Below are 16,082 nucleotides of genomic sequence, written 5' to 3' on the forward strand. Positions count from 1 at the left end.
GCGATCGGCGGCCGTTATGTGCGGTACCGCACGAAGTCCAAAGTGTCTCAATTGTGAGACAGTCGCCGGGCGGGGTAAGCTGTTAACCGAACGGTCCAATTTGCCTGAATGGAGCGTTCCAGGCACTGTCCGTTGGATGGTCCGTGACAGGCCGATCACTTCGCGTGACGCGAAGCGCCAAAGCTCCAACCATTTCGGACGACTCGCCCGCGCGAGCGCCACCTGCCTGAAAGAAGTCGTGCGAACGGCCTCTATCAAGGCGTTCACGCCTTTTCGCCGTTTAAACCAATCGGCAATACTGGCCCAGGCAATCAGACCGGTACGGGGGAGTTTCTACCGCGCAAAGGTTTGCGCGATTTGACGGGTAATCGAATTGAACAGGTGATCGGTCATAAAAGTATTTGTCCGGTCAAACATTCCGCATAACGAATTAACAATTTCTCAAGAATAGGCTTTCCCGCTTTCTCAGGAATGAGACAGAATTGATACACAACTCGCAACTAGCCGCCTATACTGGCCTTCCGCGACATCCGCAGACCCTGCTGCCTGGTGCACCACGGCGCGGGCTGCGAATGGCACGTCGAAGGGTGCGGCCCAATTGCCGTATCCAGATTTGCGCGTATGGCAAGTGCAATTGTTTTGATCTATCTTTGGCCCATGCGTCGCATAGAGCGCAATACAGAGAGACCGACGAAAAACACGTCGACAGTCGAATCACCGGGGAATGAAATGAACAATAAACGTTCGTATGAACAAAATAATCGGCGCGCCATTGATTTCTCAATGAGCGCCCAGGACGCTTGTGGGCGCGGTCCCTTTGGATGCGCCCACAACCAGTCAGCACGGCCAGCCTCGTTGGCGGCCTCGCGTGGAGTGCAACGCGCGATCCAGAGTCCCGTGGGGACGGGTCTGTCCAGGCCGGTAATCCGGCCTGAAGCATGCTTGCATGACCCAGCAACCGCGAGCGCCGCATCGAACCGGGGTTAACATGACCAAGACTGAAACGCCGCATGACGCAGACCGTACGGTGCTCTGCGTTTCCAGCAAACCCGACGAAATTCTCACCAGGTTTCTGGCCGCCTGCGGCTGGCAGGTGGTGCACGCCAAGACGACCGCGCTTGCAGAGCGCGTGATCGAGCGCGACAACATCAAGGTCGGCCTGATCGAACTGCCAGAAGATTGCTCGACGCAATATTTGTCGGCGCTCGAGGCATGCATGCGCCGGGTGGAGACCAACTGGGTCGCGCAGATCGCGCCGGGCCAGGCCGACCACGAACCGGTCAGCCGTTTTATCCTCGATTATTGTTTCGATTTTGTCACCACTCCGTGCCTGAACGAACGGCTCATTTTCGCGTTGGGCCACGCCCATGGCCTGTCGAGCCTGCGCAAGGCGCGCGTGACGCCCGAGGCTTCGCTGGGCCGTCACGAAATGGTCGGCCAGTGCGAAGCCATGCAGCAGCTCTACCGCCACATCGACAAATGCGCCGTTACCGATGCGCCGGTGTTTGTCGCGGGTGAGTCGGGCACCGGCAAGGAACTGACGGCACGCGCCATCCACGTACGCTCGCCGCGCTCGGCCCAGTCCTTCGTCGCGATCAACTGCGCGGCTATTCCGCCTACTCTTCTGCAGGCCGAACTGTTCGGCCATGAACGCGGCGCCTTCACCGGCGCGGTGCAGCGCAAGATCGGCCGGATCGAAAGCGCGCATCAAGGCACGCTCTTTCTCGACGAGATCGGCGACATGCCTCACGAGTGCCAGGCCGTGCTGCTGCGCTTCCTGCAGGAAGGCACCATCGAGCGCCTGGGCGGCAGCAACGAAATCAAGGTGGACGTGCGGGTGATCTCGGCGACCCACGTCGATCTGGAAAAGGCGGTCGAAGACGGCCGCTTCCGTTCCGACCTGTATCACCGCCTGTGTGTGCTGCGGCTGATCGAACCGCCGCTGCGCGAGCGTGGCAACGACATCAAGCTGCTCGCCAACTACGCGCTCAGCATGTACCGGCAGGATGGCGCACGCAAGATTCGCGGTTTTTCGAGCGATGCGGTAGTGGCCATGTCGCGCTATGGGTGGCCAGGCAATGTCCGCGAGTTGATCAATTGCGTGCGGCGCGCGGTAGTCATGAGCGAAGGACGTTTCATTACTGCGGCAGACCTGGGCCTGCCGCAGACGGCGAACGTGCCGGCTGTGACACTCGCCGAGATTCGCAGCAAGGCGGAAAAGGATGCGATCGTGCAGGCGCTGCAACGCCACGGCTACAAGCTGACCGAAGCAGCCGCGGATCTCGGCGTCTCGCGCGCCACGCTGTACCGTCTGATGCACGCCAACCGCATCAATCAGGATGGCACCGCGCGCTCCGTGGACGCATCCCCGGCGCAGGACGACGAAGACAGTGAGCGGGACCTACTGCGCTCGCTCACGGTTTCGAGTCATTGAATCGTCTGGGTGAATCGCTGCGCTGTGGTCGGCGCGCATTTCAGTGCGCGTCCGGGCCGGCTTCGGGATCGGAGCGGTACACAGCGATCCCTTCCATCGGGTCAGGCGCTTCGCGCCATGGCGCCTTCTGCAGCATCCGGACGGTGTTTTCATAGCCGGCGGCCCAGCGTCGCTGGATGCCGCTCGTTGAGAAATCGATGTCCTTGTGCAGATCGTCGCCCGCGAGACGCGGCGCGTCGAGCTCGATCACCTGCATGGTGGTCCCGCAACCCCAGCCGAGCAGTTCTCTGACCTGCGGGGTATCGCGCTGATCGGCGGGGATGTACTGCTCCAGTTCACGAATGACATGCCGCAGCCGATGAATCTGCTTTTGCCGCTCGAGGTGGCTTTCAGACCGGCTGGAATACTGGATATCGCGTTGCCTGCTCATCGCCTGCCAGACCGACTTCGGCTCCCGGCCGTGTGCCGGCCACAACTGCACGGCGAAAATCACCGAGTCGCTGCGCGGATGGTCGTCGAGCACCGCCTCAAGCGGTGTGTTGGAGTAGATGCCGCCATCCCACCAGCTCTCCCCTTCCAGCCGCACCGACGGAAAACCCGGCGGGAACGCCGCGGAGGCCATCACATGATCGACATCGAGCGGCGCATCGCGATTCGTGAAATAGCGCATGCGTCCGCTGCCGACGCTTACGGCGCCGACCGTCAGACGCGTTTCCTTGCTGTTCAGGTAGGAAAAATCGATCAGCGAGAGGAGCGTCTCACGCAACGGCACGGTCGAATAGATTGCCGCCGGCTCCATGATGCCCGCGGGGTGGATGCCGAACATCGCGGCCGGACTCGGTGCGAAGAACGCCGGAATACCGCGCGTCATGATCGACAGGTTGCGCAACCACTCGTCGAGTACAGGCAGCCAGCCGGAAGTCGCGCTGCCGCGATAGGCCACCTGCTCCCAGAACTGCTTGAGCCGGTCGATGCGTTGCTCGCGCGGATTGCCTGCAATGATCGCGCCGTTGATCGCGCCGATCGAGGTGCCGATCACCCAGCCGGGTTCGACGTGCGCTTCATGCAGTGCTTCGTACACACCGGCCTGATAGGCGCCCAGCGCGCCGCCGCCCTGCAGCACAAGGACGATCTGGCCGGCGATATCCTCGCCGTGCGACGGTTCCGGCGAGTCTCCGGGAGCGTGACTCGGTGCTTGCTTGGCCATGGTGCTTCTCCGTTTGTGAAGTGTAACGACCCACATGGGGCGGTCGGACATTCGAACGGGTTCGCAGGACGCGAGCCTTCAACTGCTGGTGGCGGCGTAGAACGGTGTAGGAAGACAGATACCGCGCGCACCGGTTGAGGACCATCATGGCACGCGTACATGTCAGCAAGCAATGAAACGAAGTCAGCCCGGATCAGCCTGACGAATACTCCTGCCCGAGCCGGCGGTCGCGCTCACAAGCGACATGAGCAAGGCGCCTGGCGTCCGCGGCGTTGCATTGCTATGCTGCTAGCAGATCATTCTCTCAGGAGTCCGCTTGACCGGTCCGCAGCTCTCCCGGACACCCGCGCGGACCGCCCACCCCGTCGCCGCTCAGGCGAGCCCATGCGACGAACTTGTCATCGGCGCGCAGCCGCCCGCGCCCGGGCGCCCTTGCCGCTACAAGCGGCTCGCTCTGGCGGCCACCATCCTCGGATCGAGCATGGCGTTTATCGACGGCTCGGTGGTCAACGTCGCCCTGCCCTCCATCCAGGCGGAACTCGGGGCGAGCGTGGCGGCCATCCAGTGGGTCGTCAATGCCTATCTGCTGTTTCTCGGTTCGCTCGTGCTGGTGGGCGGCTCGCTCGGTGACAAGCTCGGACGGCGCACCATCTTCATCACCGGTATCGTCATTTTTACGCTGGCCTCGGCCGGCTGTGGATTCGCGCCGAACGCGGCCACATTGATCGCCGCACGCGCGATACAAGGCATCGGCGCAGCGTTGCTGGTGCCCAGCAGTCTGGCGATTATCGGCGCGGTCTTCGATGTGGACGAACGCGGCAAGGCTATCGGCACCTGGGCGGGGGTGGGTGCCATCACCTCGGCGGTGGGGCCGGTGGCTGGCGGCTGGCTGGTCGACGCGTTTTCGTGGCGGGCGATCTTCTTTCTGAATCTGCCGATTGCCTGCGCGACAGTGGCACTCGCGCTCGTGGCGGTGCCCAACAGTCATAAGACCGACGCGCCGAAGCAGCTCGACTGGCTCGGTGCGGCGGCCGCTGCAGCGGGGCTCGCCGCGCTGACCTACGGTCTGACGATAGCCTCCACGCGCGGGCTCGCGGATCGCCGGGTGCTTGGCCTGATCGGCGCGGGCGTGGTGGTGCTGATCGCCTTCGTCATGATCGAGGCGAGGAGCCGCAACCCCATGATGCCGCTCGACGTGTTCCATTCGCGCGATTTCGTCGGCGCGAACCTCGTGACGCTGCTGCTGTACTTCGGCTTGGGCGGCGTGCTGTTTTTCTTGCCGTTCACGCTGATTCGCGCTTACGGATACAGCGCCACTGCAGCCGGCGGCGCGTTGCTGCCATTGCCGGTGACGATCGGGCTGCTGTCGCGCTTCACCGGCGATCTGACCCGCCGTTACGGCGCGCGAGCGCTGCTGACAGTGGGACCCTGCGTCGCTGCGGCCGGCTTCGCCATGCTGGCGTTGCCGTGGGTGCGCGGCGAGTATTGGAGCGGCTTCTTTCCTGCGATGATCGTGCTCGGGCTAGGCCTGACCATCACCGTTGCGCCGCTGACGACGACGGTCATGGCGGCGGTATCGGCTGAGCGCAGCGGGGTCGCCTCCGGCATCAACAACGCGGTCGCCCGGGTGGCGAGTCTGCTGGCGATCGCCGTACTCGGAATTGTGTTTGTGTGGTCGCATAACACGGCGCTAGCAGCGCGGCTGATTCAGTTGCATGTGCCGCAGGAGGCGCAGCGCACGGGGCAGTTGCTGGAACCGGGTGCGGATTTAGCAGACTCGTCGGCACCGAGCGCTGCCGGCGCGCACGAAGCGGCACCGAGGGCGGCGCAACCGTTACCGGCGTCCGCGTCCGCGTCTGCAGCTCCGCCAGATTCACCAGCGCTTGCCCGCGCACAAGCTGACGCGCTCGGCGCAGCGCTGCGCGCAGTCGCGCTGGCCTCGGCTGCTTGCGCGCTGGCCGGAGCGGCCCTCGCAGCCGCTACCGTGCAGCGCCGCAAATGACGTATCTGCCGAGCGGCCAGGCTTCCAGCGTCTGGCTGACACACGCCCGCGGCCGCAGGCGTGCATAATCGTTGCACAGTCTTAGCTTACGATTCACCGACGCGCTCGACGCAAAGCCGGTTTATCGTCGATCGGTCCCCATCGTGCGGAACTTGCGTAGTCAAGCCGCTGTCGTTTTATATTCAGTCAATCCGGCCGAATTGGCCCGTACCCGGACGGCGCCGATCATCGCGGCCGTCCCGCTTATCCCCTATGCGCAAACTACTCATCGTCTGGTTGTTGATCCTGTTCGCTGCGCCCGCCTTCGCTGCCGCGCCAGCGCCGGCCTCCACGGCCACTCCGCCCGTCACGCTGACGCCTGCTCAGGCCCGGCAAGCGCTGGTGGTCCTCAACGACCCCAAACAGCGGGCCCAGATCGTCGACACGCTGCACGCAATCGCCGCAGCCGGCGCGCTTAGCGCACCACCGGCCTCGGCGTCCACGGCTGCCTCTGCGCCGGCTCCAGCCTCGGCGGCAAGCGGCGCGGCGGCCACCGTACGCGCCGCGTTCGAATCGAACGGTCTCGCCTCACAATTGGCCCGCGAGGGCGCCCATGGCGCCGTACAGGTGGCGGGCGCGCTGCGCCGCTCGCTGGCGGCCCTGCTCGACGTGACGTCCGTGCGCGTGTGGTGGATCGCGTTGATGAACGACCCGCAGCAGCGCGGCGAACTGGGCACCATTGTCCTCACGCTGCTCGGCGCACTGATCCCCGCGCTGGCCTTTGAATGGCTGACGCGCCGCCTGCTGCGCAAGGCGCTCACCGCGCTGGCGAACCGCCGCAATATGGACCCGCGCGAGATGTTTCTCGACGAACCGCCGGAGGTGGTCGCAGATGCCAACGGCACTGCTGCGGCCGCCGACACAGCCCTTGCTGCAACCCCATCCGCGCAAACCGTCCCGAGCGACAGCGACACCCTTGCCGAGTCCGACGCCGAACTGGCGGCCGCCGGCGCTGCCCCTACCTCCGCCCCTGCCCCCGCTCCCGCCCCGGCCACGCCAGACGCGAGCGCTACATCTGGCCAGCGGCACGCCGCAGTCCACTACTCGCTGATGCGCCGTCTGCCGCGTGCCGCGCTGCGCATGGTGGTTCGATGCGTTCCGCTCGCCGTCTTCATCGGCGTAGCAAGCCTGCTGATGTCAGTCCTCTCCGAGGACGGCACGCCGCAAGACCATGCCCTCGATTCGATCATCGATATCTATGTGCTGAGCCGCGTGATCGTGATCGTCAGCGGCTTCTTTCTGCAACCCGACGCGCCACGTCTGCGGCTCCTGCAGATGGGCAGCAGATGGGCAGCGTTTACGCAGCGCTGGGTGGTGATGATCGTCAGCGTGGTCGGCGCGGGCTCGGCGCTCGCCGAGACCGCAGTGGCGCTTGGGCTGAACGACGACGCACACACCGCGCTGATGAAAGTGGTCGCGCTGATCGGCCACGTCATGATCTCGCTGCTGATCCTGCAATGCCGGCGGCCGGTCGCCGCGCGCATCCGGGTACGCTGCGCCGCCAGCCGGTCGCTGGCGGTATTTGGCAACGCGCTCGCCGATTCGTGGGCCACGATCAGCGTGTTCGTCGTGATGGCGCTGTGGTTCGTTTGGGCGCTCGATGTTCGCAACGGCTATCACACGCTGGTGCATCTGGGCGGCATTTCGATTGCGGTGCTGGTGGGCGCGCGGGTCGTGTCTATCGTGATCTTCGGCGCACTCGCGCGGATGTTCGACTCGCAGAACGGCCAGACCAACGACTCCCTCGTTCATCAGCACGCCTACCGCTATTACCCGCTGCTGCGCCACGTCGTCTCGTCGGTGGTCGGTGTGATCACCGTGCTGGTGCTGTTCCAGGTGTGGGGCGCCAACGTGGCAGTGCTGTTCGAGAGCGGCACCATCGGCCACCGGCTCGCTTCCGCGTTGGTGACGATTGCCATTGCCGCGGGCGTTGCGCTGTTCGTGTGGGAAGCGGCCAACGTCACCGTCGAACGGCGTCTGCACCAGTGGACCACTGCGGGTGACCTCGTGCGCGCCGCCCGCCTGCGCACCTTGCTGCCGATGCTGCGCAGCCTGCTGTTCGTCGTGATTGCCCTCGTCGTGGTCCTCACCGGGCTCAGCGAACTCGGCGTGAATATCGGACCGCTGCTGGCCGGCGCCAGCATCTTCGGCGTGGCGCTCGGCTTCGGTTCGCAAAAGCTGGTGCAGGACTTCATCACGGGCATTTTCCTGCTGATGGAAAACGCCATGCAGGTCGGCGACTGGGTCACGCTCGCTGGCGTGTCGGGCACCGTCGAATATCTGTCGATCCGCACGGTGCGTCTGCGCGGCGGCGACGGCTCGCTGTACACGGTGCCGTTCAGTTCGGTGTCGACGGTCAACAATACCAATCGCGGCCTCGGCAATGCTGCCGTGAAGGTCAGCATCATCTATGGTCAGGACGTCGACCTCGCGATCGCCACGCTCAAGGAGATTGGTGCGTCTCTGCGCGAGGATCCGCAGTTCAAGGACGGCATCCTGTCCGACTTCGCATACTGGGGGATCGACTCCGTCGACGGCTCGGCGATAACGATGTCCGGTCAGATACAGTGCCGCGATAGCGGGCGCTGGGGCGTACAGCGCGAATTCAACCGGCGCGTGGCCCAATTGTTTCAGGAACGCGGCATCCAGATTGCTAATCCGCAGCGCACGGTGTTCGTACGGGGCGATGGAGCGACGCCTCCTGAAGCGGCGGATGAGGCTACAGGGGGTTCGGCCGAGGTGACTGCGCCGGAAGCGCAACCGCCAGTGCAAGGCACAGCGCAGACACCCACGCAGCCGCCAGCACAGGCATCAACGCAAGCGGCAGGCGAAGCACGGCCCGGTCCGGCGAGACGCTCGGGCTCCTGAACCTGAGCCCGCGCCTCCTCAAGGCACCTGCCACCAGCGCGGCAGCAGGCGACGCACCTCAGGACGCCGATAGCGGTCATCGATCAGATGCACGACTCCGGTGTCCTGCTCGGTGCGGATCACCCGCCCGGCGGCCTGCACTACCTTCTGCAGCCCTGGATACAGGTACATGTAGTCGTAGCCGTTGCCGAACTTCGCCTCCATGGTGCGGCGCATCTGTTCGTTGACGTCGTTGATCTGCGGCAGGCCGAGCGTCGCAACAAACGCGCCGATAAGCTGCTCACCCACCAGGTCGACGCCCTCCGAGAACGCGCCGCCCAACACCGCGAAACCCACGCCTTGACCCATGGCCCGGAAGCGCGCGAGAAAGGCTTCACGCGCGGCTTCGTCCATGCCCTGCTCCTGCATCCACACCGGGACCTCGGGATAGCGCTCGCGCATCAACGCCACGACCCGTTGCAGGTAATCGAAGCTGCTTAGAAAGCCAAGGTAGTTGCCGGGCTGCACCGCGTATTGCTGCGCGATCAACTCGACGATCGGCGCGAGAGAGCGTTCGCGATCGCGCCAGCGTGTCGATACGTGGCTCGCGACATGCACCTTCAGTTGCTCCGCTCGAAACGGCCCCTCGACATCGAGCCAACGGGTTTCTTCCGGAAGGCCGAGCGTGTCCCGATAGAAATGATGCGGACTCAGCGTGCCCGAGAACATCACGGTGGTGCGCGCCGCCGCGTAACGCGGGACGAGAAATGGCGCGGGGATCACGTTGCGCACACACAGCGTCGAGGCACGCGTAGCGGAAGCGCCAGAAGCGAGCGTCGTGTCGAACACCGAATGCTCGCCGAACTGTTCAGCCAATGACACGAAATGCATTGCATCGAAATAAAAACGCAGCTGCGTTTCATCGATCGACAACGGCGCCTCCGCCACTTGCTCGGTCACCGCACCGATCAGATTTTGCGCGGCGCTCAACAGGCGCGGCGGCACTTCGGAATGCACCTGGTAGCCCTCGGTCTGCGCGCGATTCAACGCATTCCACTCGCGATTGAGCCGTTCGAGCGGCTTGCGCAAAGCTATGGGGGCGCTCTTGCGCGCAGCGCGGAATGCGCTTTGCTCGAGCGACGCCGTGTACATCCGACGCGCCCGGTCGAGCAGGTTGTGCGCTTCGTCGACCAGCACCGCTATGCGCCACTGGTTCAACTGGGTTAGCGCGTAGAGCAACGCGCTGCTGTCGTAGTAGTAGTTGTAGTCGCCTACTACGATGTCGCTCCAGCGCACCAGTTCCTGCGCGAGATAGTACGGACAGACGTCGTGCGCGAGCGCCGCTGATCGCACAGTCGCGCGGTCGAGACGGCGATGAGCAAGTGCCGTTCTGCGCGCCTCGTCGAGGCGGTCATAGAAACCTCGCGCGAGCGGACAGGAGTCGCCATGGCAGGCCTTGTCTGGATGCTCGCAGGCTTTGTCGCGCGCCACCAGTTCGAGTGTGCGCAATGGCAACGCGTTCACGTTGCCATTGGCCTCTGCGCTGGCATGCAACACATCGACGGCATCCAGCGCAAGCGCTCGCCCCGGCGTCTTGGCGGTCAGAAAAAAGATCCGTTCCACCTGATCGGCCGCGCAGGCCTTGAGCAGCGGAAAAATGGTCGCGAGCGTCTTGCCGATGCCGGTAGGCGCCTGCGCCATCAAAGTCTGTCCGTCGCGTGCAGCGCGGTAAACCGATACCGCCAGTTCGCGCTGTCCGCTGCGAAACTCAGCATGCGGAAACGCCAACGTGCCTAATGCCGCATTGCGTGCGTTACGGTGCGCCTCCTCTTGAGTGGCCCAGCCGATAAACCGCTCGCACTGCTCGACAAAAAATGCTTCCAGAGAGGCCGCCGTGTGCAACAGGGACAGCACGGTCTCCTTCTGGCTCGCAATGTCGAAGTAGACCAGTGCCACATGCACCCCGGTCAGACCGCGCGAGTGACACAGCAGATGACCATAAACCAGTGCCTGAGCCCAATGCAATGCGCGGTGATTGTCCCGCATCGCCGCGAGATCGCCACGATAGGTCTTGACCTCTTCGATCCGATTGAGCACGGGGTCATACCCGTCCGCCCGGCCGCGCACGGTGAGGCTGCGATGTACACCGGTCAGCGTAATCTCCGCCTCGTAGTCGTCAGCCCGCCGCCCCGCTACGGTGGCATGTCCCGCGATGCCCTCCGCAGCCGTGGGCGCGGGCGTAAAACGCAGATCGAGATCGCCGCGTTTCGCCGTGAACTCGCACAACGCCCGCACGGCCACGACGTAGGTCATGCGTCCGCCCCGGCGTCGATGGCAAGTTCGTCGTCGGCCCAGCGTATGTCGAGCACACGCACGGGCATGCCGTGCTGCGCACAGTATTCGAGCCAGCGGATCTGGTTGTCCTGCAGACGATCGCCGGGCCCCTTCACTTCGATCAGCTCATAGCGCCGCTCGGCAGGCCAGAAGCGCACGAGATCCGGCAGGCCGGAACGGTTGCTGCGAATGTCGCGCAGGAGCCGTTCGAACCAGAGTTTCAGATGCGCGGCCGGCAGACAATCGAGTGCCTGGGTGACGAGCTCGGGCGTCAAAACACCCCAGAACACGAACGGAGACTGCAACCCTGCCTTGCTCTCGAGATGCCGCAGTATCGTCTCGCGATACGCGCCACTGTCGAGTTGCGCGAGGCAAACTTCGAACTGCGCGGCGCGGCGCGCGTGGAAATCGGGCGCATGCAGATCAGCTGGGCCGCGCTGGAAAGGATGGAAAAACGCACCGGGAATCGCCGCGAACACGGGTTCCCAGCACAGCAAACCGAACAACGAATTGATCAGCGCATTCTCGACATAGTGAACCGGCGCGTGCGGACACCCCAGATGATCGCGCGCGACGTATTCCACCGCGAGAGCCGCAGCGGGCCGAGGCAAAACCAGCGTACTGCGCTCGATGGGACGAGCCCCCGTGCCCCTCGCTGCCTGTAGACCCAGACGGCGTTGCAGTCGCGGCAACATGCGAGCGAGACGCTGACGTTCCTCTTCGCTTTCCGGCCCTTCGGCCGCTTCCTGCGCCAGGGCTAACGCCGCCTCGAAACGGCCACAACGCTCGAGCACCCGCATGCGCCGATGACGTGCCCCCGGCCAGGTGCAGCGTATATAGACGCTCAGCGCCGCGTCCCACTGCTGCTGGCGTTCGCGATGCTGTCCGACGCGAAAGAGCAGCTTGGCACGACGCGCTTCGAGCCACGGGTTGCCGATCTCGATAGCAGCGATTTCGTCGAGCAGCGGGTCAACGGGCTCATCCGCGGTCAGCGTCTCGAGCGCTTCACGACAGGCGTGCAAGGCGAGATAACCATCCACATCCGCGCGCTGTTGAAACGCCCGTGACGACGGAGAAAACGCCACCGTCTCGTACTGGAACACGCCGAGATCCGCGAGCACGAACTCCGACCAGTCCTGCTGCAGATTGCCGAAGAACATCAGCCTCAGACGTTCGCACAGCGGCGCGACGGTGACATGAAACACACGGTCGGAGGTTTGCGGATTCCAGACGTCGTAGGGTTTGGCGTCGTGACAGGTCGCACGCAAGGCGTCGAGCAGATCTGCCTTGCGGAGCCCTTTGCGTGCGGGGACGTCGGTAAAAATCTGCTGCAGTTCCAGGCGGGTCGCCAGCGCGAATAGCTCGTCGAGGCTTAGATGAGGCGTGGCGTCGATCCAGCCGAGCGCAATCAATGGCGTGGCTGCGAGCAGTGGGCAGCCGATTTCGTCGTAGATCAGGCGGCTGGCTTTGAAAAGCGTGCCTTTGCGCATCAGCATGCGCACGAGCAGCGCCCGCGATGCCTGTGGCAAGCGGCTGAACTCCGTGAGAAAGCTGCGCTCGTCGGGGCCGAGCACGTCGGCGTAGCGCTCGGCGAGCCATGCCAGCGCACGTTCGAAATTCAGCAGGTAGTAAAGCGCCCAGGGCGGCGGCGAGCTCTCCCCTGCCTGGCCGGCAAGAGCCGCGGAAGGAACATCGATAGTAGCGACGGAGGGCGCGTCAGGAAGCATCGGTCACCACGGGACGATCAATGGACTGTATGTTTGTACAGTATATGATAGCAAACCGCGCGTGGCCGCGGTTTCGATGATTGACGGCCCACACCTCCTGACTGGCTTCAGCGGCGGATGAACGAATAAACGAATCGCGAGACAATCGGGCGACACGGTTTTGTCACCGGAAGAAACTGAGGCAACCGCTAGCAGTCGACCTGCGGCGTGATATCGCTTCAGGCGCTATCGACCGGCGATCGACTGCTGAGATACGCGATGACTGCCCCTGTCAGCGCCATGCCCTGCAACTCCTCAGGCGATGCCAGATGCGTTGCGACAATCTCACGATTATCAAGCCGCAGCTCGGGCAAGCGATCGAGGTGCAGTTCAAAGAAATGCACCCGGTCTCTTCGCCCGTCCCAAATGCCGTACACGCTGCCCGCGGGGCGTAATGGGTGCGGCGAGAGACCCAGCTCCTCCTCCATTTCGCGGTGCGCCGCTGCTTCGGGCGCCTCGCCAGGCTCGAGACTACCGCCGGGAAAATTCCACTCGTCGCGGTACGATGAGTGCACCAGCAACAGCGCCTGCCCGACATAGATTGCGACTAGCGCGCCCTCGTGGCGAGGCCGTCGAAGGTGCCACCAGGCGCGAGCGAGCCGGAATCCGAGGCGAAGCGCCATGCGCCAGACAGAGTCGACAAGCATGGCCAGACGCGCTCGCTCATGGCTCTGCATGAGGTCTCTCCTTTCCTTTCATGGTCAGAGGATCTTCCGGTTCGTCGCGTTCGCGTGGGTTAGTCGTTTGGTGTCTGGTGTGCCGCTGCGTGAAAAAACTGTGCGGCTCGCCCAGGTATCGAATGGTTAAGACCTGCGGAGCATGCTTCCCGAAGCGCTGCACTGAAGCCGTCACGGCAAAGGTGATTATTGCGCCGCTTCCGTCTGCAATCTCTCGAGTTCCGCATGCGCCTCATCGACCTTGCGCTGCCGCTCGGCAATTTTCCTTGCACTCGTGCCGTCGGCCTTTGCGTAGGCGATCTCTTGCTCCACCGAGTTGCGTTTCGCATCGCAGCCGCTTGTCTGAGCGGAACACATTACCGGAAAGATGATGATGGCGAGCGTAAATGCCTTGATGGTTTTACTCAAGCGGGGCCTCCGGGTTTTTTATGCTCTTGGTGTCGAGGTTCGATGCGGCAATATTACTTTGAAATGCGGAGGGGATTTGGAGAATCGCAGCTTGGCGGTCGCGAGTGATGTTGCACACCAAGATGCTGCGAAGGCACTGAGCAGAATGGGGCCGCCGGGCAATTCATTCAAGCGACAGATTTTTCGACTGCTCCAGGAGAGCGGCAACTCTATGTCAAAGCCAGCTGAACGGCCCGGACAACAGTTTCAGTTCAGCGGATGAACGCTCATTCGAAGTATGGGGCGACGGTCAGGCGCTCCCCGTTCGACACGCTCACGCTAGCGCCCAGGAACCGGGCACCGTGGTAATCACAGTCCACGTGGTTCGCCGACTCAAGGCCAGTTTTCGATTGCGTACCTCCGGCAATCCGCGGTTTCGAAATGCGCCGTTGGCCAATTCACCGTGTGCCGGCCAAATTTCGGCAGCTCATCCTTTGACAGGTCGGCGAGGCAACTGCGCCACGCGTCGGCGTCGGCCGATTCCGAATTGCCGCGGCACTGCGGATGGCGTCTTTCGCTAATCATGGCCTCCTCCAGTGCGGTTGCAGCCCTTTCCGGTTCTCTGAGTCGGGTCTCGATCTTCGCGACCTCTTTGTACGCCTTGCTTGTATATTCGTCGTCCAGCGCGATTGCCGCGCGCAGCTTGTCCAGCGCCTCAGTATGCTTTCCCTGTAGCTCCAGCGCTTCGCCCAGATTGACATAAGCCTCGGCATAGCGCGGATCGTGTCGAATGGCCGATTCGAACTCGCGTTGGGCCAACTCGGCTGGCCGGGCGTGCAGTCGAAGCGATGAGTCCGTCGGTATATATTCGTGGCTCGCAATTTTAAGGTACTCGCGTCCGAGCGCATTATGCCCGGCGGCGAAAAGGTCGCGATCGACTGCTACCCGTTGATATTTTTCGAGTGCCTCCTTATCGCAACCCATGTTTTCCAGTGCGATGCCCCAGTTATAGCGAGCCCACGAGAACTTTCGATCAATCCTTATCGCCTGCCGTGCGCGCTCGATCTCTGTCAGGTAATCGAGATTGTTTTCCGCAATCTTGGACAGTCCAAGATCCGCCCACATGGCGAGCTTCTCCTGATCCTTGGGTGACCCATTTTTCAGAACCTTTTCAAATTCATTTGCTGCATCGGTGTATTGGCAAGACGTCCCTTCCTCGCATTCTTTTTGTGCCTGGTCGAAGACAGACGATGCAAGTATGTAAGGGCTGTAAATCTGCATCGCAGCCCTTGCTCCCCGAGAAATCACTTCATCCACGTCGCCGCGCTGACTGTAAGCATCAAACAGATACGCTTCGCCTCCGGGTCTAACCACGCGTCCGAAGAGCCGCAGCGCCCCACCGTCCCAGACGATTTCCGCGGTGATATGACCGTCACGCCGGGTAATGTCCTTGATCGCGGTCACCACGTCCTGGACCGACATTCCGGTTCCCGGAACCTCAAGATGCAGGTCCTTTGTTCCTTCTTCTTCGAGCGTATCGTGGATCTCGGTAGGCATGACTGAAGACGCAGAATTGATCATCGAAAGCATGTCTTCGCTGAACCTGCTTTGACTCGTGGACGCGGTGAATCCGCTTGCGACAAGATCGCTCGGCGTTGCGATCGGCTCAATTATCGTGACCGAGCGCAAGCCTGAACCCGTATAGACCAGCCCAATGCCTACAGCGGCGATCACTCCAATCGCAACGAGCCCTTTTTGCAGGTAGCCGAGTCCGCGAAAACCGGACTGCACGGCGCGCACGAACACGCCGCCAGCCGTGGCGACGAACCGGACACCTTGCTTGAAAATCTGTGAAAGTTTCATCGCGGCACCTTTCAGTTCGAACGGGCTACCGCAGCAGTCGGCGAACGCGGCTTGCCATTCTTCCGCCGACAGTAGCCGAGCTCATTGAGATAGTTTCTCGTTCGTTGTCCTGCAATAGAAAAAGGACGAGAGTTCCTACAAGAACTAAAGCCGCGAGACATTCACAATGTTAAAAACGAAACACCGGTCGATCGAATTAATCAAATTTCCGATTTAGCACAGCAATAACAAGCTGCATCGGGACGCCAACCTGAAAAAGGAGTTTCGCGCGCCGAAGAGGCGATGCTGGTCGGGCACAAGCTGATGGGCGAGCACGCGGACCGGCCGCCGCAGCGTACGCCGACGAGGTGTTTCAGGGCGTAATAGCTGCTTGCATTGCGATTGCCGGACGTGAAGAGCCGGAGTTCAGGCAGTTCCTCGCCGAAGGCGCAGCCGACACGCAAGTACGCATCTGCTTACTGTGTGAACGGCAGTTCGCAGTCGCTGAGTAGCGAATCACAGGAAAGCAACCAGAAGCTGCCTGACC

9 protein-coding genes are annotated in these 16,082 nt (G+C 62.8%); 3 read left to right on the plus strand and 6 right to left on the minus strand.

Annotated features, from left to right (window positions below):
* Positions 1–988: 988 nt before the first annotated feature.
* Positions 989–2,434: a sigma-54-dependent transcriptional regulator gene (locus P3T20_RS33010; RefSeq protein WP_074268511.1), complete on the plus strand. Its 1,446-nt coding sequence runs from the start codon at positions 989–991 to the stop codon at positions 2,432–2,434.
* A 40-nt stretch (positions 2,435–2,474) separates the two neighbouring features.
* Here the strand turns inward: P3T20_RS33010 and P3T20_RS33015 are convergent, their stop codons facing one another.
* Entirely contained in the window at positions 2,475–3,641 is a 1,167-nt protein-coding gene (locus tag P3T20_RS33015) for a DUF3734 domain-containing protein (protein WP_429289039.1), read from the minus strand.
* A 316-nt stretch (positions 3,642–3,957) separates the two neighbouring features.
* Here P3T20_RS33015 and P3T20_RS33020 point away from each other — a divergent pair, with 316 nt between their 5' ends.
* Together P3T20_RS33020 and P3T20_RS33025 are read left to right on the plus strand one after the other, a co-directional pair.
* Positions 3,958–5,643, plus strand: a complete 1,686-nt coding sequence (locus P3T20_RS33020; RefSeq protein ID WP_429289040.1) for an MFS transporter — start codon at positions 3,958–3,960, stop codon at positions 5,641–5,643.
* A gap of 252 nt (positions 5,644–5,895) precedes the next feature.
* Positions 5,896–8,550 carry a mechanosensitive ion channel family protein gene (locus tag P3T20_RS33025; protein WP_429289041.1) on the plus strand — a complete coding sequence of 885 codons (2,655 nt, stop codon included), beginning with the start codon at positions 5,896–5,898 and terminating at the stop codon, positions 8,548–8,550.
* A gap of 18 nt (positions 8,551–8,568) precedes the next feature.
* Here the strand turns inward: P3T20_RS33025 and P3T20_RS33030 are convergent, their stop codons facing one another.
* From P3T20_RS33030 to P3T20_RS33050, 5 genes are all read right to left on the minus strand, one after another.
* Positions 8,569–10,842: an ATP-dependent DNA helicase gene (locus P3T20_RS33030; RefSeq protein ID WP_429289042.1), complete on the minus strand. Its 2,274-nt coding sequence runs from the start codon at positions 10,840–10,842 to the stop codon at positions 8,569–8,571.
* Positions 10,839–12,590, minus strand: a complete 1,752-nt coding sequence (locus P3T20_RS33035; protein ID WP_429289043.1) for a VRR-NUC domain-containing protein — start codon at positions 12,588–12,590, stop codon at positions 10,839–10,841. Before P3T20_RS33035 ends, P3T20_RS33030 begins: the two co-directional genes overlap by 4 nt.
* A gap of 218 nt (positions 12,591–12,808) precedes the next feature.
* On the minus strand, positions 12,809–13,306 hold the full coding sequence (locus P3T20_RS33040; protein WP_429289044.1) for an NUDIX domain-containing protein: 498 nt from the start codon (positions 13,304–13,306) through the stop codon (positions 12,809–12,811).
* 186 nt (positions 13,307–13,492) lie between these two features.
* The gene (locus P3T20_RS33045; protein ID WP_429289045.1) at positions 13,493–13,714 is read right to left on the minus strand and encodes a hypothetical protein; all 222 of its coding nucleotides are present in this window, start codon (positions 13,712–13,714) and stop codon (positions 13,493–13,495) included.
* A 372-nt stretch (positions 13,715–14,086) separates the two neighbouring features.
* A complete protein-coding gene (locus P3T20_RS33050; protein ID WP_429289046.1) occupies positions 14,087–15,556 on the minus strand; it encodes a tetratricopeptide repeat protein in 1,470 nt (489 codons plus the stop codon).
* Positions 15,557–16,082: the final 526 nt, after the last annotated feature.

It is taken from the genome of Paraburkholderia sp. GAS206C, from assembly GCF_050435645.1.
Lineage (GTDB): Bacteria > Pseudomonadota > Gammaproteobacteria > Burkholderiales > Burkholderiaceae > Paraburkholderia > Paraburkholderia phenazinium_B.

Excerpts from the sequence above, each read along its gene's own strand:
- P3T20_RS33010 (WP_074268511.1), top strand. The coding sequence starts at position 989 with ATGACCAAGACTGAAACGCCGCATGACGCAGACCGTACGGTGCTCTGC.
- P3T20_RS33015 (WP_429289039.1), bottom strand. The coding sequence starts at position 3,641 with ATGGCCAAGCAAGCACCGAGTCACGCTCCCGGAGACTCGCCGGAACCG.
- P3T20_RS33025 (WP_429289041.1), top strand. The coding sequence starts at position 5,896 with ATGCGCAAACTACTCATCGTCTGGTTGTTGATCCTGTTCGCTGCGCCC.
- P3T20_RS33030 (WP_429289042.1), bottom strand. The coding sequence starts at position 10,842 with ATGACCTACGTCGTGGCCGTGCGGGCGTTGTGCGAGTTCACGGCGAAA.
- P3T20_RS33035 (WP_429289043.1), bottom strand. The coding sequence starts at position 12,590 with ATGCTTCCTGACGCGCCCTCCGTCGCTACTATCGATGTTCCTTCCGCG.
- P3T20_RS33040 (WP_429289044.1), bottom strand. The coding sequence starts at position 13,306 with ATGCAGAGCCATGAGCGAGCGCGTCTGGCCATGCTTGTCGACTCTGTC.
- P3T20_RS33050 (WP_429289046.1), bottom strand. The coding sequence starts at position 15,556 with ATGAAACTTTCACAGATTTTCAAGCAAGGTGTCCGGTTCGTCGCCACG.